18 protein-coding genes are annotated in these 18,215 nt (G+C 58.5%); 8 read left to right on the top strand and 10 right to left on the bottom strand.

Going from position 1 to position 18,215, the window contains the following annotated elements; all coding sequences use genetic code 11:
- Nucleotides 1–64 precede the first annotated feature (64 nt).
- From RBB82_RS08300 to RBB82_RS08285, 4 genes are all read right to left on the bottom strand, one after another.
- Entirely contained in the window at nt 65–556 is a 492-nt protein-coding gene (locus tag RBB82_RS08300) for a DinB family protein (RefSeq protein ID WP_433974652.1), read from the bottom strand.
- A 107-nt stretch (nt 557–663) separates the two neighbouring features.
- On the bottom strand, nt 664–1,212 hold the full coding sequence (locus RBB82_RS08295) for a hypothetical protein (RefSeq protein ID WP_433974651.1): 549 nt from the start codon (nt 1,210–1,212) through the stop codon (nt 664–666).
- A gap of 60 nt (nt 1,213–1,272) precedes the next feature.
- Nucleotides 1,273–1,752 carry a VOC family protein gene (locus RBB82_RS08290; RefSeq protein WP_433974650.1) on the bottom strand — a complete coding sequence of 160 codons (480 nt, stop codon included), beginning with the start codon at nt 1,750–1,752 and terminating at the stop codon, nt 1,273–1,275.
- Between the two features lie 131 nt (nt 1,753–1,883).
- On the bottom strand, nt 1,884–2,705 hold the full coding sequence (locus RBB82_RS08285; RefSeq protein WP_433974649.1) for an AraC family transcriptional regulator: 822 nt from the start codon (nt 2,703–2,705) through the stop codon (nt 1,884–1,886).
- 107 nt (nt 2,706–2,812) lie between these two features.
- Here RBB82_RS08285 and hscA point away from each other — a divergent pair, with 107 nt between their 5' ends.
- Together hscA and RBB82_RS08275 are read left to right on the top strand one after the other, a co-directional pair.
- Nucleotides 2,813–4,819: a Fe-S protein assembly chaperone HscA gene (gene hscA, locus RBB82_RS08280; RefSeq protein ID WP_433974648.1), complete on the top strand. Its 2,007-nt coding sequence runs from the start codon at nt 2,813–2,815 to the stop codon at nt 4,817–4,819.
- A 3-nt stretch (nt 4,820–4,822) separates the two neighbouring features.
- Nucleotides 4,823–5,257, top strand: a complete 435-nt coding sequence (locus RBB82_RS08275; protein ID WP_433974647.1) for a 2Fe-2S iron-sulfur cluster-binding protein — start codon at nt 4,823–4,825, stop codon at nt 5,255–5,257.
- Nucleotides 5,258–5,260: 3 nt separating this feature from the next.
- On the opposite strand, the gene RBB82_RS08270 is transcribed toward RBB82_RS08275, so the two are convergent.
- Nucleotides 5,261–6,265, bottom strand: a complete 1,005-nt coding sequence (locus RBB82_RS08270) for a PGN_0703 family putative restriction endonuclease (protein WP_433974646.1) — start codon at nt 6,263–6,265, stop codon at nt 5,261–5,263.
- A 77-nt stretch (nt 6,266–6,342) separates the two neighbouring features.
- Here RBB82_RS08270 and iscX point away from each other — a divergent pair, with 77 nt between their 5' ends.
- Entirely contained in the window at nt 6,343–6,558 is a 216-nt protein-coding gene (gene iscX, locus RBB82_RS08265) for a Fe-S cluster assembly protein IscX (protein WP_433974645.1), read from the top strand.
- 106 nt (nt 6,559–6,664) lie between these two features.
- On the opposite strand, the gene murJ is transcribed toward iscX, so the two are convergent.
- A complete protein-coding gene (murJ, locus tag RBB82_RS08260; RefSeq protein ID WP_433974644.1) occupies nt 6,665–8,269 on the bottom strand; it encodes a murein biosynthesis integral membrane protein MurJ in 1,605 nt (534 codons plus the stop codon).
- A 72-nt stretch (nt 8,270–8,341) separates the two neighbouring features.
- Here murJ and RBB82_RS08255 point away from each other — a divergent pair, with 72 nt between their 5' ends.
- Together RBB82_RS08255 and RBB82_RS08250 are read left to right on the top strand one after the other, a co-directional pair.
- Nucleotides 8,342–9,262: a LysR substrate-binding domain-containing protein gene (locus RBB82_RS08255; protein WP_433974643.1), complete on the top strand. Its 921-nt coding sequence runs from the start codon at nt 8,342–8,344 to the stop codon at nt 9,260–9,262.
- Between the two features lie 82 nt (nt 9,263–9,344).
- A complete protein-coding gene (locus RBB82_RS08250; protein ID WP_433974642.1) occupies nt 9,345–10,280 on the top strand; it encodes a YeiH family protein in 936 nt (311 codons plus the stop codon).
- Here the strand turns inward: RBB82_RS08250 and RBB82_RS08245 are convergent.
- The 3 genes from RBB82_RS08245 to RBB82_RS08235 form a co-directional block, all read right to left on the bottom strand.
- Nucleotides 10,218–10,649 (bottom strand): hypothetical protein, encoded by a 432-nt coding sequence (locus RBB82_RS08245; RefSeq protein ID WP_433974641.1) that lies wholly within the window; start codon nt 10,647–10,649, stop codon nt 10,218–10,220. The two genes, RBB82_RS08250 and RBB82_RS08245, sit on opposite strands and share 63 nt — an antisense overlap.
- 2 nt (nt 10,650–10,651) lie before the next feature.
- Nucleotides 10,652–11,170, bottom strand: a complete 519-nt coding sequence (locus RBB82_RS08240) for a MerR family transcriptional regulator (RefSeq protein WP_433974640.1) — start codon at nt 11,168–11,170, stop codon at nt 10,652–10,654.
- Between the two features lie 113 nt (nt 11,171–11,283).
- Entirely contained in the window at nt 11,284–12,414 is a 1,131-nt protein-coding gene (locus RBB82_RS08235) for an NADH:flavin oxidoreductase/NADH oxidase (protein ID WP_433974639.1), read from the bottom strand.
- A gap of 270 nt (nt 12,415–12,684) precedes the next feature.
- Here RBB82_RS08235 and RBB82_RS08230 point away from each other — a divergent pair, with 270 nt between their 5' ends.
- The 3 genes from RBB82_RS08230 (at nt 12,685) to RBB82_RS08220 (ending at nt 14,716) form a co-directional block, all read left to right on the top strand.
- Nucleotides 12,685–13,299 carry a hypothetical protein gene (locus RBB82_RS08230; RefSeq protein ID WP_433974638.1) on the top strand — a complete coding sequence of 205 codons (615 nt, stop codon included), beginning with the start codon at nt 12,685–12,687 and terminating at the stop codon, nt 13,297–13,299.
- Nucleotides 13,300–13,381: 82 nt separating this feature from the next.
- Complete coding sequence (locus tag RBB82_RS08225) at nt 13,382–14,068, top strand: hypothetical protein (protein ID WP_433974637.1); 687 nt, start codon at nt 13,382–13,384, stop codon at nt 14,066–14,068.
- Nucleotides 14,069–14,302: 234 nt separating this feature from the next.
- Nucleotides 14,303–14,716 (top strand): CRISPR-associated protein Cas5, encoded by a 414-nt coding sequence (locus tag RBB82_RS08220; RefSeq protein WP_433974636.1) that lies wholly within the window; start codon nt 14,303–14,305, stop codon nt 14,714–14,716.
- A gap of 112 nt (nt 14,717–14,828) precedes the next feature.
- Here RBB82_RS08220 and RBB82_RS08215 read toward each other — a convergent pair whose 3' ends face one another.
- On the bottom strand, nt 14,829–18,161 hold the full coding sequence (locus RBB82_RS08215; protein WP_433974635.1) for an FG-GAP-like repeat-containing protein: 3,333 nt from the start codon (nt 18,159–18,161) through the stop codon (nt 14,829–14,831).
- Nucleotides 18,162–18,215: the final 54 nt, after the last annotated feature.

The raw sequence follows: 18,215 nt of genomic DNA, 5'->3' as shown, positions 1-18,215 counted from the left end.
TTCGAAGCGGTCGCTGCTGGCCAGCATAATGGGGTGTCGATGCGCACCTACTAGACGAGTTTGTTCAACGGTGTGCGGTGAGGCGCTCGAGCTGCTGGAGGTGGTTGATGTCGTGGCCGGCCATGGTTTCGACGATGGTCCAGAGCTTCATGTCGCCGCGTTCGGGATGGGTGGTGGGGCGGTCGCGGTCGTCCTGTGAGACGGTGGCGAGGAAGAGCAGGTTCCAGTTGCGCGTTGCGTGGAAGAGAGCGAAGGCTGGTTCGAGGTTGTAGACGGCGTAGCGCTGGGCCCATGCTTCCTGGTCGAAGGGCTGGATGATGGCAGGGGATTCGCCGGGTGCGGCGAGGGTCTGGCGGAGGCGAAAAGCGAAGACCATCTCGGTGTCGGCGAGGTGGGCGACGATGTTGCTGACGCTCCATTTGCCGGGGGCGGGCGGGGTGTTGGCTTCGGAGGTGGAGAGGCGGCCGGTGAGGGCGTGGATACGCTCGGAGGTGCTGGTGACGACTGGGATCGGGTCCCGGCTGTCTAGATATTTGGCGTAAGGGTTTAGCTCCATTGGGAGACGGTATCACGTGGGGGTGGGGGGAAGGCTAGAGTTCGTTTTTATGGGTAGGGGTCGATTTGAAGACTCTACGTTGAGTCCGGATACTGTGACTTATTCGCCTATTTTTGAAAGACGACAAGGATGGTGTAGGTCTCTGAGTTCGCCTTCTTTCCATCGGGGCTGACGGGCCAGGAGAGCTTCGCATTCTTCCCCTTGAAGTCGGCTTGTATGTCATCCACAGGTGGCATGCGACAACTTCTGCGGTTTCGTGCCGGTCCGGCGAAATGCTCTTCGAATTTGCTCACGCAGTTGACCACCGCAATCCGTCCATCCGGCAAGAGAAGCGAGTATGTTGCTCCAGTCAAATGGAGTGAGAAGACCTGGGGAGCTGTTGTATCGGTGTTCGTTGTTGTCAATGCATTGCAATTGACATTTGCGAAGCTGCCGTATGCAGTCCCGTAGCAGTTTGAACCGTCGCGGGCGGTGGAGGCCAAGTGACCGCTAACCTGATAAAGGTAGCGCGTTCCGCCAGTTTGTCGCCTGACGATTTTTACGCTAAAACTTTGGGCGGCCAAAGGCGCAACGAGAACCACCCAAAGACAGAGGGACTTCAAGCCAGTCATTGCTATCACGGGCTTGGCAGCCCCACAAGCTTCGGCATCGAACATAGCTCATTATGACTGCGCAAACTTGTTCGACGCCAGTTTGTTGAACGCCTGTTTGCGTGGTTATCGGTTTGCGCTTTCTGTGACGGGCTCGTTGGTTTTTGTTTCTTCAGGAGCCCAGGGATCGTAGGTGCCGATGCCCCATGTGTGGCCTTCGAGGTCGCGGCAGCTGAAGTGACGGCCACCGTAGTCCATGTCGCGGATGTCGATGACCATCTCGGCTCCGGCGGCCTTTGCTGTGGCGTAGACGGCGTCGGCATCGGGGACGACCAGGTAGGCGCTCTGAGTTTCGCGGCCGCCGATCTCGTCGGGTTGGACCATGTATTTGCTGGCTTCGCCGCCGTTGTCGACCGAGCCGAGCATGATCATGCCGCCGCCATAGGTGAGTTGTGCGTGCATGACGGTTTTGTTGTCTGGGGCTACGAAGACTGCTTGTTTTTTAAATCCGAAGGCGGTGACGAGCCATTCGATTGCGGCGAGGGCGTCGCGGTAGCGGAGGCTCGGGATGATGGTGGAGTGGGTGGTGTTGATTTGTGTGCTCATGGTTGGAAGTGTGCCATTCATGGTGCTCGGTGGTCTTGGAAAAATCGGCGGTGTTGCTGGTTGTCCTGCCGGACGGGCCTCCTGCGCGGAGGGCGGTCACTTCGTGACTTGTATACCCCTTCGGGTTCCTCCTAGTCGATGGGGATGTGGTTGGCCCAGATGCGGTTGGTGGTGGAGTAGTCGGAGGCGCTGAGGCCGGAGAAGGCGCGGAAGTCGTTCGCGAAGTGAGACTGGTCGTAGTAGCCGCAGGTGAGAGCGAGTTCGGCCCATGGGATGTCGGCGCCCAGGTGCATTTGCTGGATCGCTTGCTGGAAGCGCTGGATGCGGCAGTAGAGTTTGGGGGAGATACCGACGAGCTCGTTGAAGCGCTCGGAGAGGCGGCGTGGGCTGAGGCCGGTGGTGCGGGTGAGCTCGGCGATGGTGGTGGTGCCGGGTGAGGCGTGGAGATGGGTGAGGGCGTAGTCGAGGATGGGGTCGCGCCGCTGCGACTTGCTGAGGGAAAGGCGAGTAAGGAGCGCAAACTCGAGGAGGGCGAATTTTTCTTCTGGAGTTTGTAGCTCGCGGAGTTCGTTGCGGAGGTTTTGGGAGGCGCGACCCCAGAGGTCGTCGAGGGAGGTTTCGCAGTTGGTGAAGAGGCGGGTGTTGCCGGAGAAGAAGGGCACGGTGCCCCCGGGATGGAAGACGACACCGATGAGTTCGGTGAGGTCGATGGCGTCGATCTGCTGATAGCGGGAGTAGATGCCGAGGAAGATGCCGGCTGGGGAGTGTTCGAGGGGATTGGCGGGGTTGCTGGCGTCGGTGAGGTAGTCGCGGGCGAGAGAGAGGACGATTTGAGCGCGGCCGGTGGGGAGGACGCGTTCGTGGCGGTGGATGGCGTGCGGGTCGCGGACGTACCAGAGGGCTTTGATGAAAGGCTTGAGGGCGGGATGGGGTTGGTGCTCCAGGTAGAGCATGCATCGGCCTCGGGTTGGGGCACATCTGAAGGAGATGCGCGTGGGTGGCGGTGTTCGTGCTGCGATTGTAGGACAATAGAAGATGGACGAATAGAGGGTTTGAAGCGATGGCTGAGGAGCGGGTTGTAGGGATTGATTTGGGTACGACGAATTCGCTGGTGGCGTTTATGGAGGGTGGTACGCCGGTGGTGATTCCCGGTGAGGACGGCGAGCGACTGGTGCCGTCGGTGGTGGCGTGGACCGATAACGGGGTGATGGTGGGGAACGCTGCGCGTGGGACGCTGATGGCGGACTCGGCTAGCGCGGTGTATTCGGCTAAGAGGCTGATGGGGCGGGACATCGAGGATGTGCAGAGTGAGTTGAAGCTGTTTCCGTTCAAGCTGGCGGATGGGCTGAAGGCGGGTGAGGTACTGAAGGTCAGTGTGGGTGGATTGATGCTGACTCCGCCGGAGATCTCGGCGTATGTGCTGCTGCAGTTGAAGAAGAATGCGGAGAGGTTTTTTGGCGGGCCGGTGACGAAGGCGGTGATTACGGTTCCGGCGTACTTCAATGACGCTCAGCGGCAGGCTACGAAGGATGCGGGACGGATTGCCGGGCTGGAGGTTTTGCGGCTGGTGAATGAGCCTACCGCGGCTGCGCTAGCTTACGGGCTGGATCAGAACAAAGATGGGCTGATTGCGGTGTATGACTTCGGCGGCGGGACGTTCGATGTTTCGATTTTGAAGCTGCATGAGGGGATCTTTGAAGTCGTTGCGACGGGTGGTGATACGCACCTGGGTGGGGACGATATCGACAACCTGATGATTGCGATTGCGCTGGACGATATCGCCGGAGATTTGGGCGAGGATGTGCGTGGGAATGGCGAGGCGGTGCAGGCAGTTCGCAAGGCTGTAATTGAGGCGAAGATTTTGTTGTCTGCGGCGGAGTCGGCGAAGCTGGATGTGGAGTTGCCGAGCGGGAAGAGGTATCTGCGGGAGATTACGCGGGAGCAGTTTGAGGGTTTGATTGCGGGTGTGATTGCGCGGACGGCGGGGCCTTGCAAACAGGCGATGAAGGATGCTGGTCTGTCTGCGGCGCAGATCGATGAAGTTGTTCTGGTGGGCGGGTCGACACGGATTCCTGCGGTGCGGGCGCTGGTGGATGATCTGTTTGAGATGGGTGCGCGTGGGAAGAAGCCGCATACGGAGTTGAATCCGGATGAGGTGGTGGCGCTGGGCGCGGCGGTGCAGGCGCAGATTCTTGCGGGTGGGTCGGCTGCTACGGAGGATTTGTTGTTGTTGGATGTGACTCCTCTGTCGTTGGGGATCGAGGCGCTGGGTGGTGTGGTGGCGAAGATTATTCAGCGGAACTCGACGATTCCTGCAAGCGCGACCGAGCACTTTACGACGGGTGTGGATGGACAGACGAATGTGGCGATCCACGTTGTGCAGGGAGAGCGGGAGCTGGCGAAGGATTGCCGGTCGCTGGCGCGGTTTGATTTGAAGGGCATACCTCCGATGGTTGCGGGGTTGCCGCGCATCGAGGTGAAGTTTCTGATCGATGCGAATGGGATTCTGCATGTGTCGGCGCGTGAGCAGAGGAGCGGGAAAGAGGCTGAGGTTGAGGTGAAGCCGACATACGGGCTGACGGACGAACAGGTCGAGACGATGATTCTCGATTCGTTTGATAACGCGGAGACCGATATTCAGGAGAGACAGACGATCGAGGCGAAGAATGAGGCTGAGACGATTCTGACAGCGGTGAAGAAGGGTAAGGGGCATGCTGCGTGGCAGATGTTGACCAGTGACGAGATCGAGAAGATTGCGACCGAGGTCTCGTTTTTGGAGGCTGCGGTTCAAGGTAGTCAGTACAAAGTGATTCGCCAGGGCATCGAACGATTGGATACGGCTACGCGGCGATTTGCGGAGCTGATGATGGATAACGCGGTTTCGGGCGCGATGCAGGGCAAGACGATGGAGGCTGCAGGTGAGAGCATAGGAGATGGGCCTACGGCGCCGCATCCGTTTGCGAAGGCGCAGGTGACGAGCTCGCATCTTGATGCGAATGCTGAGACAAAGCAGATTGAAGAATCAATGAAGGAAGAGGCTACGGCCGGAGAGTCGACGGAAGACTGAATCATGAGTGATACGAATATGGTTGCTGAAGTGGTAGATATGTCGAAGCCTGCGGGTGAAGGGATGGTTCGCGTGACGTTTATGCCTGAGGGCCGGACGGTGGAGTTCCCGTTCGATACGCTGCCATACGAAGGGCACGGCTTGCCGATGTCGTTTTTGGATGTGGCGGAGAACTACAACATCTTTCTCGATCATGCGTGCGGTGGGGTTTGTGCGTGTACGACGTGCCATCTTCATGTGAAGGAAGGCGCACAGGGGATTAGCGAAGCGGAGGATCTGGAGCTGGATCGAATGGAGACGGCTGCGGACATTCAGTTGAACTCGCGGCTGGGTTGCCAGGCAGTGATTGAGAAGCCGGGAACGTATGTGGTGGAGATTCCGAAGTGGAATCGGAACTACGTTCAAGAGGGAAAACCCTCGCATGGGCCGGGGGCCTAGGTTTTATCGCAGCCGAAGGTCAGCGGGGATGATTCCGTACTTTACTTCGAGGAAGTTTTGCAGGTCTTCGGGTAAGGTTGTGGCCAGCTCCTGCCACGTGAGCAGTTTGAGACGCCAGGCGAAGCTTGGGTAGTGGACTGCGGAGAGGACCGAGTACCAGATCTCGATAAGATCGCGGCGACGAGCATCGCAGAGGACACAGAAGGATGCGTCGGCAGCGAAGGCGGCGAGGACGTTGCGGATGAGTTGGTAGCCTTGGATTGGGCCGGCTCCCGTGGGGGTTCCCCTTTGGGGGAGCTGGTCGACTGCGAAGACGGCTTCGAGGTCGCGGTAGCGCTCGATGAGGTGCAGGCTAGCGGTCTGGAAGTTGGATTCGGTGAGCTTGGCTTCTATGAACAGGTTGCCGAGTTGGAGGTCGATCTCGGTTCGGTCTTTGAGGGATTCGGTTCGATCTGTTTTGGCGGCGGATGGATCTTGGAAGAGCTGGAGATTGTTTTCTTGTGTTTCGCTTGACCGTTTGGTGCGAGGGCGGCGAGTTTGCCGAAGAGGCACGCCGGGATGGAGGCCGAAGTTCGGTTGGGCGTCTGTCGGTACGCTGAGCAGATTTGCGACGGCGATGTTTAGGTGGCCGTCGGTGAAGACTGATGGGTGGCAGAAGATATTCATCAGGAGAGCGTCGGAGCTGTTGGCGCAGTCGAGCTCCATCCATTGCCAGTCGGCGCGGGCGCGGACACGACGATGCGCGGTGTGGGTCTTGGTGAGGCGACGGGCCCAGTCGGGGTTGGCGCAGATGGCGGCGTAGCTGGCGGGATGAAAGTTGCCGTGAGTGGCTTGCTCTGCTTTTTCGGGTTTCTCGTCGTGGCCAAAGATGATGCTGGGCTCGGTGCCGGTGGTTTGTTCGTGCAGGAGACGGTTCGTTGTGGCGAGGTGCTGAGCGCGAGCGTTGAGGTCGCGGCGGAGAAGCGATGCCGACCAGATCTCCTGAGCGCTTTGAGGCTTGTGCGTCATAGAACTGTAGCGAGTTTCTTGTACTCTTTTGATGAGGCGAAGATCTGTCGCTCAAAGAATAGTTTAGGGGAGATGCCATGCCGCGTGAGATTGATTGGACGGATTCGGAAGAGATTGGGATTTTGCTGCAGGAGAAGTATCCGGAGATTGAGCCCTATACCGTTCGGTTTACCGATCTGCACAAGTATGTGATTGGGTTGCCAGGGTTCGTGGGTGATCCTGGGAAGTCGACTGAGGGGATTCTGGAGGCGATTCAGACGGCTTGGAATGAAGAGTATGAGGATGCGAAGTAAAGATGGTGTCCTGCCGGACGGGCCTCCTGCGCGGAGGGCGGCCACTTCGTGGCGTGTATAACGCTTCGCTCTTGGGTGATGAGATTTTGTGGCGCTACCGTTGGTTTTAGCTTTTGCGGCGTAGGATTTGTGCTGGGAGCTTCGAGCCTGTTGCTGCGAGCGTGAGGTAAGCTGCTGCTGCCCAGACTGTACTTGCTGCAGCGATGGTGAGGATGTCTTTCGGGTGAGTTGAGACCGGGGGCAGGAGATGCGTTGCTGCGGCAGTTGCGGCGTATGCGACCAGTGAGGCTACGAGTGAGCGGCCTAACTCAGAGAACTCCAGATGGTGAAAATCCACGAGGCGGTTGCGGTGGAGCAGGAAGGCCAGCGTGGCTGTCTGGACCAGGATGCCGATGTCGGATGCGATGGCAAGGCCTTCGAGGTTGAGTGTGTGAAATAAGCCTGCGTAGATGGGGATTGAGAGCAGCGTGATGACGGTGCCGGTGATCGCTGGTGTGCGGGTGTCGCTGGCGGCGTAGAAGGCGCGTGCGTAGATGCCCTGCACCGCCCAGATGGCGAGCGTGATGGCGAGGACGCGGAAGAGATGCGTGGTGCCGGCGGCGTCGGCGTGATTGAACTTGCCACCGCGGAAGAGGTCCATCAGCCACGGTGCGAGGGCGATCATCCAAGCGGAGACGAGCATGCCGACGGCGAAGAGCCGCGAGACGGCGCGTGAGACGGAGTGGGAGAAGTCTGCGAGGCGATTTTGCTGGAAGAGTGAGGCAAAGAAGGGCAGCGACGCGGCGCCAGCGGCGGGGCCGATGACGTTGAAGGGAGCGTTGAAGAGGTCTTTCGCGTTGCCGATCAGCGTAATGCCGCCCTCGCGGATAGAGGCGAAGTAGTTCAGGAACTGGCGGTCGAACATGACCAGCGAGACGCCGATCATGAGTGGAAGTGAGAGCTTGAGCCACTCGCGGAAGGCTGGATCTTTGAAGTTGACGATGGCTCGATAGTGCAGGCCGGAGCGGAAGGCTCCGAGAGAGTTGAGCAAAGCGTAGCCGAGAAGCATTCCGGCGAAGACGCCAAGGGCGAGCGACTTTACTCCCATGGAGTGGTGGAGTAAGACGGCTCCGAGGATGATGCCCAGGTTGTAGATAAGCGGTGCACAGGCCTGGTAGATGAAGATTTTTCGGACTTGGAGGCGCGCTCCCATGACGCTGCCGATGAAGAAGAAGATCTGCGCGGGGATGATGATGCGCGTCATGGCGACGCAGAGGGAGGAGCGTGCGTCGTCGCCGCGAAAGCCTTTGTTCGCTAGCCAGACGTACTGGGGGGCGAAGATCTCTGCAAGCAGCGCGCCTACGGCGAGGACGACCAGCATGTTGTTGAGGATGACGGAGAGCGCGTGATCGCCGCCGTCTTCATCGCCGGCTTCGCGGTAGCGGTTGAGGATGGTGATGAGCGAGATGGAAGCGGCGCCGCCGATGAGGAAGTATGCGAGCAGATCGGGAAGGGCGAAGGCGGCGCGGTAGGCATCCTGCGCGGCGCCGGCGCCGAAGAGGTAGTTGGTGTACTTGATGCGGATGAGGCCGAGGAGACCGGAGAGTAGCGACGAAAGCATCAGCAGGAGAGTTGCTGAGAAGGCGTTGTGCGTAGCGCCGGGGCGAAGGAAGGCGAAGGGGCTGCGGCGAACTGGTGCGATAGGCGGGATGGGTTGTTCGTCTGCGGGCACGGGTTGATTTGATTTTATCGGTAGGGCTTATGCTGATGGGATGGCGGGGGTGGTTCGTTGTCAGGAGATGGCTTGGAGAACTTTCGGCTTAGAGTGTTTCGGGCGGTTGCGGATGAGATGAGCTTTCGCAAGGCAGCGGAGGTGCTCCATCTGAGCCAGCCTGCGGTGAGTCAGCATATCCACGCGTTGGAGGAGGAGGCGGGGGTGCAGTTGTTCGACCGGGCACGAGGTGAGGGACATGGGAGCCAGATCTCGTTGACTGAGGCGGGAAGGGTGTTGCTGGGGTATGCAAATACTGCGGCGGAGACGATGGTAGAGGCGCGTAGGGCTCTGGCGGCGCTGAACCATGAGGTTGTGGGGGAGCTGCGGTTGGGTGCTTCGACGACGGTCGCGCAGTATGTGTTGCCGCGAATTCTGGGTGCGTTTTTGCGGCAGTATCCGCAGGTGAAGCTTTCGCTTGTAAGTGGGAATACGGAGCGGATTGTGGAGTCGGTTGCGGACAAGAAGGTGGCGCTGGGGATTATCGAAGGACCGGCGATGCGGCGTGATGTGAAGACGGAGCGCATGGTCAAGGACGAGATGGTGCTGATCGTGAGTCCCAACCACACGCTAGCGTTGCGTAAGGGTGCGGTGATTACTCCGGCGGAGTTGGCGAAGCTGCCGCTGCTGCTGCGGGAGCGCGGATCGGGCTCGCGGAGGGTGGTCGAGCGGGCTCTCAAGAAGGTGGGGATACCGCTGCGGTCGCTGGGGGTGGCGATGGAGTTGGATTCGACAGAGGCGATCATCTCGGGTGTCGAGGCGGAGCTTGGGGTGGGGTTTGTTTCGCGATGGGCAATCGGGAAGGTGCTGCGGTTGGGAACGGTGAGGGTGGTTGCTGTGGAGGGACTGGAGATCGTGCGGGACTTCAGCTTTGTACGGCTTGCGGGGTCGGAGGTGCGAGGGGCGGCGGCTGCGTTTCAGCGATTTGCGATGGTTTCGGCGGATGCGAAATAGGCGATCTTGCCGATAAGTATTACTTATCACCTATTCAAAAGTACGTCTCGACTGGGAATATTTGCACGCGCATGCTTTAAGCATGTGGAAGAAGAATCTTTTCTACGTCGGGATTATCGTTTCGGCGAGCGGGTTGATTGGGCCGCCTCTCGCGCTGGCCGCTGGGCTGGCGTTCGGGTTGAGTACCGTGCACACCTTTCATTGTGAGGGAAGAAACCTGTCGAAGTTTCTACTGCAGGCGGCGGTGGTTTGTCTGGGGTTTGGGATGAATCTGAAAGAGGTGGCGCATGCGGGAGCTTCGGGGTTTATGTACACCGCGATCAGTATCACGTTTGCGCTTGGTCTAGGCGTTCTGCTTGGTAAGCTGCTGCAGGTGGGGAAGACGCAGTCGTTGTTGATCAGCTTTGGGACGGCGATCTGCGGTGGAAGCGCAATTGCGGCGATGGGGCCGGTGTTGATGGCGAACGAGGAGGAGATGGCGGTGTCGCTTGGGACCGTCTTCGTGTTGAACTCGGTGGCGCTGTTGACCTTCCCATTTATTGGGCATCTGGTGCACTTTACGCAGACGCAGTTTGGACTTTGGGCCGCACTGGCGATTCACGATACCAGCTCCGTGGTTGGCGCCGGGGCGAAGTATGGGCCTACGGCATTGGCAGTTGGAACGACGGTGAAGCTGGCGCGGGCGTTATGGATTGTGCCACTGGCGATCGCAACGGCCATGTTGAAGAAGAGTAGGGCGAAGGTTTGCTGGCCGTGGTTTATCTTGTACTTCGGCGTTGCGGCGGTACTGGCGAGCTATGTCCCGCGATACATACCGCAATCAGTGGAGTTGTTTTCGGCGCTGAATCGATTGGGAAGAGCGGCCCTGACAGTGGTGCTGTTTTTGATCGGCACCGGCATCACGCGCAACACCTTGAAGGAAGTAGGCGTACGGCCGCTGGTACAGGGCGTTACGTTATGGATTGTTGTGGCGAGTCTGTCCCTGTGGGCGATCCACATTGGATGGATCTCCCTGTAACGATTGAGAAGAGGTTGGCGTGTCGGGGCCGCTTACGCCGGCAGGTTCTCTCCAAGAACTGGACGTATCGGTTCTACGGGGCTTGCGATGGGGCTTAATGCTTGAGGAGAGGGCGAGGCTGGCGATGGTGAAGCTAACCATCTGACGCTGGCTGCAGCGAAGGCAACGCACGGGGTAGCGCATGAGGAAGATCTCAGTAAGGTCCTCTGAACGAACGGTGGAGCGGCGGAAGGTCTGGCCGGAGCAGTACTGACACTGAATGGGAACACCCTTGCGGGGTTCGTCTCCAAAGTATGACGTACGGGTCTTTGAGGAGCGGGAACGGTCTTTGCGGCGGGACTTACCGCTGAATTCATCTTCGATTCTCATCGTCAGCTCTTATTATCTCGCGGAAGAAGAGGAAGATCGAAGAGCTTTTCGGGCGTTTGACGGGGATTCTTGTGTGGTCGGGGTGCCCTGATCGGGTGTACTGCAGCGCGGGCGGGTGACTTCGAGAGCAAGGTGAGGAGATCGCGAAGATCCTTCTGAAGTTTCTGCAGCTGGCGAGGATTGACGCCTGGTTTGGTGTCGTCGATGGCGAGGGCGAGTTGAGGCTCCCGTTGTTTGAGCTCGCTCTTGAAGACCTGTCGGGCTCCGGGGATGGTGTAGCCCTCGTTATAAAGAAGACTCTTGATCCGCATGGCCATCTCGACGTCGCGGCGGCGGTAGAGACGCTGGCCGGTGCCGCCTTTGTGTGGTTTGAGCTGGGGAAATTCGCTCTCCCAGAAGCGGAGGACGTAGGCAGGAACGTCGCAGAGCTTAGCTACTTCGCCGATGCGGAAGTAAAGCTTGTCCGGGATGTCAGGTCCCGAAGGAGGGGCGGTTTTGCGGATTGGCTGATGCTGCGCCATGCCAGAAACTCCGTGACCGCCCTGCTGGCGGTGGTGGCCGTGATCCGGCTTCAGGTAAGTATAGGCCAACCGTCTGACACGGTTTGCAATTTTCCTGGGTGGAGTTGTGGAAGTTATGAGGCCGGGGTGGAGACGGGCTGGCGTGGCTCGGTTTTTCCGCGGGCGCTGCGCAGGTACTGGGCGGGCCAGGTGGTGGATTGGTGGAGAACAGCGGCAGCATGAAGAGGCCAGTAGGGATTACGGAGCAGCTCGCGGGCAAGGAGGACGAGGTCGGCCTGGCCGGTGCGGATGACCTGGTCGGCTTGAGCTGGTTCGGTGATCATTCCAACTGCTGCGGTGGGGATCTCTGCTTCGCGGCGGATGGTATCGGAGTGATGAACCTGATAGCCGGAGCCCACCGGTATCTGCTGGGCGGGATGGTTGCCGCCGGTGGAGACATCGATGAGATCCACGTTCGCCTGCTTGAGGAGTTTGGAGAAGGCGACGGCTTGAGGGAGATCCCAGCTTGCGCCAAGGGACTCGGGAGCCCAATCGGTGGCCGATATGCGGACGAAGAGAGGAAGGTGCTGGGGCCATGCGGCACGGACGGCCTTGACTACTTCGAGGGGGAAGCGGACGCGATTTTCGAAGCTCCCGCCGTACTCGTCGGTGCGTTGGTTCGAGAGTGGGGAGAGAAATTCGTGAAGAAGATAACCATGGGCTGCGTGGATCTCTACGAGGTCGAAGCCTGCGGCGACTGCGCGATGGGTGGCGGCGACAAAGTCGGCGATGATCTTGTCCATGCCTGCGCGGTCGAGAGCGGTGGGGAGTGGGTAGGCTTCGTCGAAGCGTATCGCGGAGGGGGCAACGGGCTGCCAGCCACCTTCAGAGGCAGGAATGGTGCGAGTTTGCTCCCATGGAACGGCCATGCTGGCCTTGCGGCCGGCGTGGGCGAGCTGGGTGCCAGCGTAGGAGCCGTGCTGGTGGAGGAAGTTCGTGATGCGCTTGAGTTCGGCGACGTGCTCGTCTTTCCAGATTCCGAGGTCAGCAGGCGTGATGCGGCCTTCGGGGTTGACCGAGTTGGCCTCTGTGATGACGAGGCCGGCACCGCCGATGGCGCGGCTGCCGAGATGGACCAGGTGCCAGTCGCGGGCGAAGCCATCGACGCAGGAGTATTCGCACATGGGGGAGACGGCGATACGGTTTGGCACAGTGAGGCTGCGGAGTTTAAGAGGGGCGAAGAGATGGTCCATGGTCTGGGTCACAATACATTGGATGTAGCTGGAGAGATTTGGACGGATGGATTAAATTTCGAGTGGTGTTTGATAGGGATTCTACGGGAGTTGCAAGATTTTTCGTGGTTTTTTTGTGGTGAAGTTGTGGTGAAATGCGTGGTGAACGTGGTGAGAGGATGACGGTTATTCTCAACCTAAAAAATACGACAGGTTCAGTGTTTTTTCTTGAGCAATTCTGATGGACGGAACCGAGCGGAGTAAAGCAGCGTATTGTTTTCATGACGGAGTGGAGGCAGGGAGATGCGGGTGAACCAGAGTGCAGTGGCGGCGACGATGGTCTTGGCGACACTGTTGATGAGTGGATGCCGAATCGAGAGCGACAAACATGGCGACGCCGATAACGTGAAGATCGCTACACCCTTTGGCGGGATGACGGTAAAGACGAATGACAATGCTGTGATGGATGGGCTTGGCCTGCCGGTGTATCCAGGGGCGGAACTGGTGAAGAAGAAGGACAAAAATGATGGCGCGGCCGATATCAATATGAGCTTCGGCAGCTTCACGCTGCGGGTCAAGGCTGCGAGCTATAAGTCGACCGATAGCCCGGACCTGGTGGCGGCGTTTTATCGCAAGGCGCTCGGGCGGTATGGTGATGTGATCGAGTGTCAGAACGACAAGCCGGTGGGCGCGCAGACGAAGACGGCAGAGGGTTTGACCTGCGCGGACGACCAGAAGAATCACATCAAGGTGGATAACGACCTCTCGGGCAAGATGCAGATGAAGGCCGGTTCGAAGCAGCACCAGCATATTGTCGGGATCGATCCGGATGGGAGCGGGACGAAGATAGGGCTGGTTGCGCTGGATCTTCCTGGGCACCTTACAGTGGGAGATGGGGATGACTCGAGCAAGCAATAGTTGCAGGCGCGGTTTGGGTGCGCGGGTTTTGCGAAGGGCCCGCGCTTGCCGCGCTCTCCCGGGTGGGATAGCTTCATAAGATATGCATGAGTATTGTCACCGTTGTGGCGGCGAGCTTTCTGCCAGTGATGGCGTGTCGCCGTTTTGTCCCCACTGCGGGTCGCCGCAGATCTATCTGCAGGACTATGAGGAGCAGGCAGGTGCTGCCGACGGCGATACGACTGGCGCGGCGCCCCCGCCGAGGCCTCAGCAGGTGGAGTGGAAGACGGCCATTCGATGTGCATGGTTGGTTGCGGGAGTGGCGGCAGTCTTGAGCCTGGTGTCGGCGCGTGTCGAGGTGGTGTCGCCGCTGAGCTGGCTTTGGACGATCAGTGGATCGCTGATTACATTAGCGCTGTATCAGCGGCGGCGACCGCTCGCCTGGATGGATGCTGGAGTCGGGGCACGGATCGGCGTGGTTGTGGGTTTGGCGCTTGTAGTGTGTCTGGCGATTGTTGCTGCGGGAACTGGGTTGGTGGCGCGCTACGGGCTGCATAGCATGGCGAGTTTCGACGCCGATCTGACCCAGATGCTGCATGCTCAAATCGAGAAGGCTTCCGCGACGACACCTGAGCCGCCGGAACTTCTGCGGTTTTTGTATTCGCCTGAGGTGAAGGCGGGGATGATGCTGACGGGGTTCGGGATGGTGTCGGGGATTTTGCTCGTACTGTCGACGGTGGGTGGGGCAGTTGGTGGTTTTTTACGGATGCAGCGAAAGGTTTCGGTCTAGGCGCTTCGAGCGCGTGACTTGAATGGCAGTCTGCTTTTGCGACGACGTCACAGACAGAACAAAAGTCATCGGTAGTGATCTTCCTCGATGAGGCTCACCGCTTCGTAGACCCGCGTCTGTAGGCGACTGGTTCGATAGCAGAAGTGTGTCTCGATCGATTGTGTTTCACCTTTACGGTTTGATTAGACGCTACGCGATAGCATCGGCTTGTAGTAAGAAGGGAGGCATTTTTCAATGCCGAACGTGCATGGTATCGAGTTCAATTCGAATCAGTCTGAACTCGTTAAAGATTTGATTCGCGAATTGTTGAAGGACGGCAACTGTGCTGTCTATGCGTTCGGCAATATGAAGCCGAGCGGTGAGCTGCGGATGGCTTCGACACCACCAATTCCCGGACCGAGGGCGGCCCACGGCGTGTTCTTACGCATCCGCCCTGGGGCAAAGGAAGCAACGATCGTGCGGCCGATGAACGCCAAGGCTGGGGAGAAGTTCACGAAGGTGGCAAAGATCACTCAGGCCGAATCGCTTGAGATGATTCGGATCTGGCGTAAGGAGACGAAGGCGCGGGGTGTTCCCGGTGTGGGTTCACAAGCCGGCAAGGCGAAGCTTCCTGCTGTTCCGTCAGAGGCGGCGCAGCCTTCTTTGTAATTTGGCCCTTAAACCGGTTTGAGTGCGAACACGTTTTGTGTAAGCACTCAAACCGGCAACTCGAGGTAAGTTTTGGCGCTGAAACGACGTGCGATCTATTCCAGTTTGCTTACTATTGAACGGTCACCTGGAAGTTGATTGGGTGTGCGAGATTGCCGGATGAGTCAGCTGCCGTCACGGCGATTGTCTGTGCCCCAGTGGGCGTTCCCGGATTGGTGTTTGGAGGGTTGGGGCTCTTGCCTGAACTGCATCCTGAAAGCGAGACCAGCGCACCGATCAGGAGCAGTAACAGGCAGGAGTGTTTCAGAAGCTGATTCATGCGCCATAAACGCTTGGGAGAGAACGCAAGAAAGATGACTCCGGCCCAGGCGATGGCGGACAAACCTCTATCCAGAGTACGTCGTGCGGCCACTCCGGGGGCTGTCGTTGAGACCGTGAGGCCGACAGTAGCCGCCGCCCCAGTTGGTGTCAGCGACGATGGCGTAAACGTGCAGGCCACGCTGGTGGGCAGCGTGCCGCAGGAGAAGTGCAGTGTGCCGCTGTAACCTCCGATGGGTGTGACGGTTAGCGTGGTGGTTGCTGACTGACCGGCGGTGATCGTTGCGGAAGAAGGCGACGCGGAGATGGTGAAATCCGGCGCTATCACGACGACAGAGACCGAATTCGACGTGCTCGCGAGGTTTGCGGAATCACCCGCGTAGTTCGCGACGACCGCGTAGGTGCCTGCGGCGGTGAAGGAGTACGGCAACGTTGCCGTGCCGTTGCTGACGGTCGCAGTTCCGAGTGTCGTCGTTCCGGAAACGAACGTAACGCTACCGGTAGGGCTGGCTCCTGTGACCGTTGCGGTGAGGTTGAGCTGTTGATTCAGGTTGGCGTTCGTCGCAGAGACGGCGAGCGATATCTTCGACTGGACCAGCGCAATCGACAACGGAACGGTATTGGAGGTGCTGGAGGTGTTGTTGGTATCGCCCGCGTAGGTTGCAGTTATCGAGAACGTGCCAGTTGCAGGTAAGGAGAACTGCAAGGTGGAGACACCGTTGATAACGGGTGCTGCTCCGAGCGATGTTCCGCTTGAGAGAAACGACACGCTGCCAGTGGGGTTGATGCCGGTGACAGTAGCCGTTACGGTTAGCTGTTGACCCGGCGCGGCACTATTTGCAGAGAGAGCGAGCGCCGTCGTTGAAGGCAGCGGGGCTGGGGTGGTGGGTGTTGGATTGGTCAGGTTGAGGAGAGAAGTGGCTCCACCATTGGTGAAGGTTAGATAGTCCGACGCATTGTCGTTGGGCAACATGGGAGCCTGATTATTTAAGCGGGCGAGCGCACTAGTGGCTAACGGGAAACCATTTGCGGGATTGAAGGTAGTGCCCGTGTAGTAGGTGTTGGCATCTGCGACAAAGTGTCCTTCACCATCGCCCAAAAATATAGCGACCTCTGTTGTCGTGGATTGGAAAAGTACATCGGAATGGCCGTCCGCGTTTATGTCCCCAATCAACGCCGAGCTTACTTGCGCTCCATCCTGCGGAAGTGTCGCGGTGTAGAACGGCGAGGATTGGAAGGTCCCATCGCCATTGCCTGCGTAGATATTGGGTCCGACCACGAGGTCGGCAAAACCGTCGCCATTCAAATCGGCGATCGCCAGGGGCTGAAGATTGATTCCAAGAGTCAGGCTAAGTGGTAGTTGCTGAAAGGTCCCATCGCCGTTTCCTAGATAGACGGCACCGTTCCAAACAAGGTCCAATTTCTTATCGTTATTCAGATCCCCGTAGAGAATTGCTCCGCTCGTCACTAAGGTGCCGCTCTGTGAGAAGGGAACCGGTGTCCCGAAGGTGCCGTCTCCTTTGCCTGGCAGGAAGACAAGACCTGTTCCGGTGGGTGGAGTTTCATAAAAATTCGTATACTCCGCGATGACATCGAGAAAACCGTCACCGTTGAAGTCGCCGACGATCGCGCTGCCCGCTCCTATCACCTGAAGATCGACCCCGGCGGTAGCAGGTTGAAAAGTACCGTCTCCGTTGCCGATCAACAGGAAGAGTTCAGAGTTCTGTTGCGTTGTGGATCCGTGACCGATGCCGTGCCCACCACTAATCGCAGCGGCATCGACTTTGCCGTCTGCATTGAAGTCGCCAGAGACAAGGAAGCCGGGCTGTGCACCGGTGGCTATCTGGTTCAAGACGGCAAAGGTGCCATTTCCGCGGCCGAGTGCGGTGGAAAGAGTGCCGGTGTTATCGAGAGACAGTACGTCGGTAAGCCCGTCTTTATTGACGTCTACCGCGATACTCGAACCTGAAACAGGTTGGGTGGTCAGCCCTTGGAACGTGCCGTCACCATTGCCTGCCAGAAGGGTGAAGCCGCCGGGCGCAGGAACAATGAGATCGGTCGTTCCATCGCTGCGAACCTCCGGAGTGACGTTTCCTGTAAGAGCGAAAGACTGCCCCAGAGCGAACCCTCCCTTGCCGTCGCCCTTCAGAATCGAAGTGTTATTACCAACCAAAGCGAGATTCACATTTTTGCCACCGTCTGTCGTGCCGGCTGCAGTGAGTGATCCGCCAGTCAAATTTATAGATAGATTCGTGCCGTTGGTGAACTGTCCGCTCGAATTGCCCAGCAGCACCTGGATCGACGTGGTTGAGTTAGTTGCGGTCAGGTACGCCACGTCGGTAATTCCATCTTGGTTAACGTCTGCGGCAACGAATGAGCCAGGGACTCCCGCAGGAGTTGGCACAGCCTGCGATGTCTGCAGCGTTCCATCTCCATTGCCATAGAAGGCGGTGAGAGTTGGACCTGCGATTATGTCCTGTTTCCCATCGCCATTGAAGTCACCAGCGGCAATCGAGCTAAAGAGCTGAGAATTGTTTGTCGCCGGGTAAAATTTGGGGCTCGCAAGAATCCCTGGCGTGCTACTGCCCTGATTGAGGAGAACGGCGATCGCCTGTGTCGTCCCTTGCTGTACGCCGACCACGGCGATATCTGGATATCCGTCGCCGTTCAAGTCCACGGGAAGCGCAGACCCGTAAAGGCCAGGGACCGCATAATAGGCAGGCGCCTGGAAGGTGCCGTCGCCGTTGCCAAGCATCACAACGACATACCCGCTAGTGCAGGTAAGAACCAGATCGAGCTTTTTGTCGGCGTTCATGTCGGCTGCAATGAGCGTTGTGGCGGGGCAGCTCAACGAAGTCGTGGACGTGATGGTAGAACCTTGGTTCAAACGTACAGCTACTTCACCTTCGTCCGAGAGGTAGGCTACGTCTGGTTGTCCATCACCATTGAAATCGCCCGGGACCAAGGGCCTCCCTTCTAGGTAGTTGGTAAGCGTATAGACCGTAGGATTGGGAAAGATTGGCGGCGTTTGTGCAAAGGTGGAGGCAGAAGCAAGTAGAGCGATCAAAAGAACGGGGAGTGATCGAACTCCGCTCAGGATTCTCAGCAAGGCCTTGGCAGATAGCATAAGTTTTCTAATATTCCCGACAACTTGGGTCTAAGTGCGAGTCGAGTTTAGCAC

The sequence above is a fragment of the Tunturiibacter lichenicola genome, from assembly GCF_051013355.1.
Lineage (GTDB): Bacteria > Acidobacteriota > Terriglobia > Terriglobales > Acidobacteriaceae > Edaphobacter > Edaphobacter lichenicola_F.
Note: the sequence above shows the minus strand (reverse complement) of the source record. Positions and strands in the feature narration are given on the sequence as shown.

Excerpts from the sequence above, each read along its gene's own strand:
- RBB82_RS08300 (WP_433974652.1), bottom strand. The coding sequence starts at position 556 with ATGGAGCTAAACCCTTACGCCAAATATCTAGACAGCCGGGACCCGATC.
- RBB82_RS08295 (WP_433974651.1), bottom strand. The coding sequence starts at position 1,212 with ATGTTCGATGCCGAAGCTTGTGGGGCTGCCAAGCCCGTGATAGCAATG.
- RBB82_RS08290 (WP_433974650.1), bottom strand. The coding sequence starts at position 1,752 with ATGAGCACACAAATCAACACCACCCACTCCACCATCATCCCGAGCCTC.
- RBB82_RS08285 (WP_433974649.1), bottom strand. The coding sequence starts at position 2,705 with ATGCTCTACCTGGAGCACCAACCCCATCCCGCCCTCAAGCCTTTCATC.
- hscA (WP_433974648.1), top strand. The coding sequence starts at position 2,813 with ATGGCTGAGGAGCGGGTTGTAGGGATTGATTTGGGTACGACGAATTCG.
- RBB82_RS08275 (WP_433974647.1), top strand. The coding sequence starts at position 4,823 with ATGAGTGATACGAATATGGTTGCTGAAGTGGTAGATATGTCGAAGCCT.
- RBB82_RS08270 (WP_433974646.1), bottom strand. The coding sequence starts at position 6,265 with ATGACGCACAAGCCTCAAAGCGCTCAGGAGATCTGGTCGGCATCGCTT.
- iscX (WP_433974645.1), top strand. The coding sequence starts at position 6,343 with ATGCCGCGTGAGATTGATTGGACGGATTCGGAAGAGATTGGGATTTTG.
- RBB82_RS08250 (WP_433974642.1), top strand. The coding sequence starts at position 9,345 with ATGTGGAAGAAGAATCTTTTCTACGTCGGGATTATCGTTTCGGCGAGC.
- RBB82_RS08245 (WP_433974641.1), bottom strand. The coding sequence starts at position 10,649 with ATGAGAATCGAAGATGAATTCAGCGGTAAGTCCCGCCGCAAAGACCGT.
- RBB82_RS08240 (WP_433974640.1), bottom strand. The coding sequence starts at position 11,170 with ATGGCGCAGCATCAGCCAATCCGCAAAACCGCCCCTCCTTCGGGACCT.
- RBB82_RS08230 (WP_433974638.1), top strand. The coding sequence starts at position 12,685 with ATGCGGGTGAACCAGAGTGCAGTGGCGGCGACGATGGTCTTGGCGACA.
- RBB82_RS08225 (WP_433974637.1), top strand. The coding sequence starts at position 13,382 with ATGCATGAGTATTGTCACCGTTGTGGCGGCGAGCTTTCTGCCAGTGAT.
- RBB82_RS08220 (WP_433974636.1), top strand. The coding sequence starts at position 14,303 with ATGCCGAACGTGCATGGTATCGAGTTCAATTCGAATCAGTCTGAACTC.
- RBB82_RS08215 (WP_433974635.1), bottom strand. The coding sequence starts at position 18,161 with ATGCTATCTGCCAAGGCCTTGCTGAGAATCCTGAGCGGAGTTCGATCA.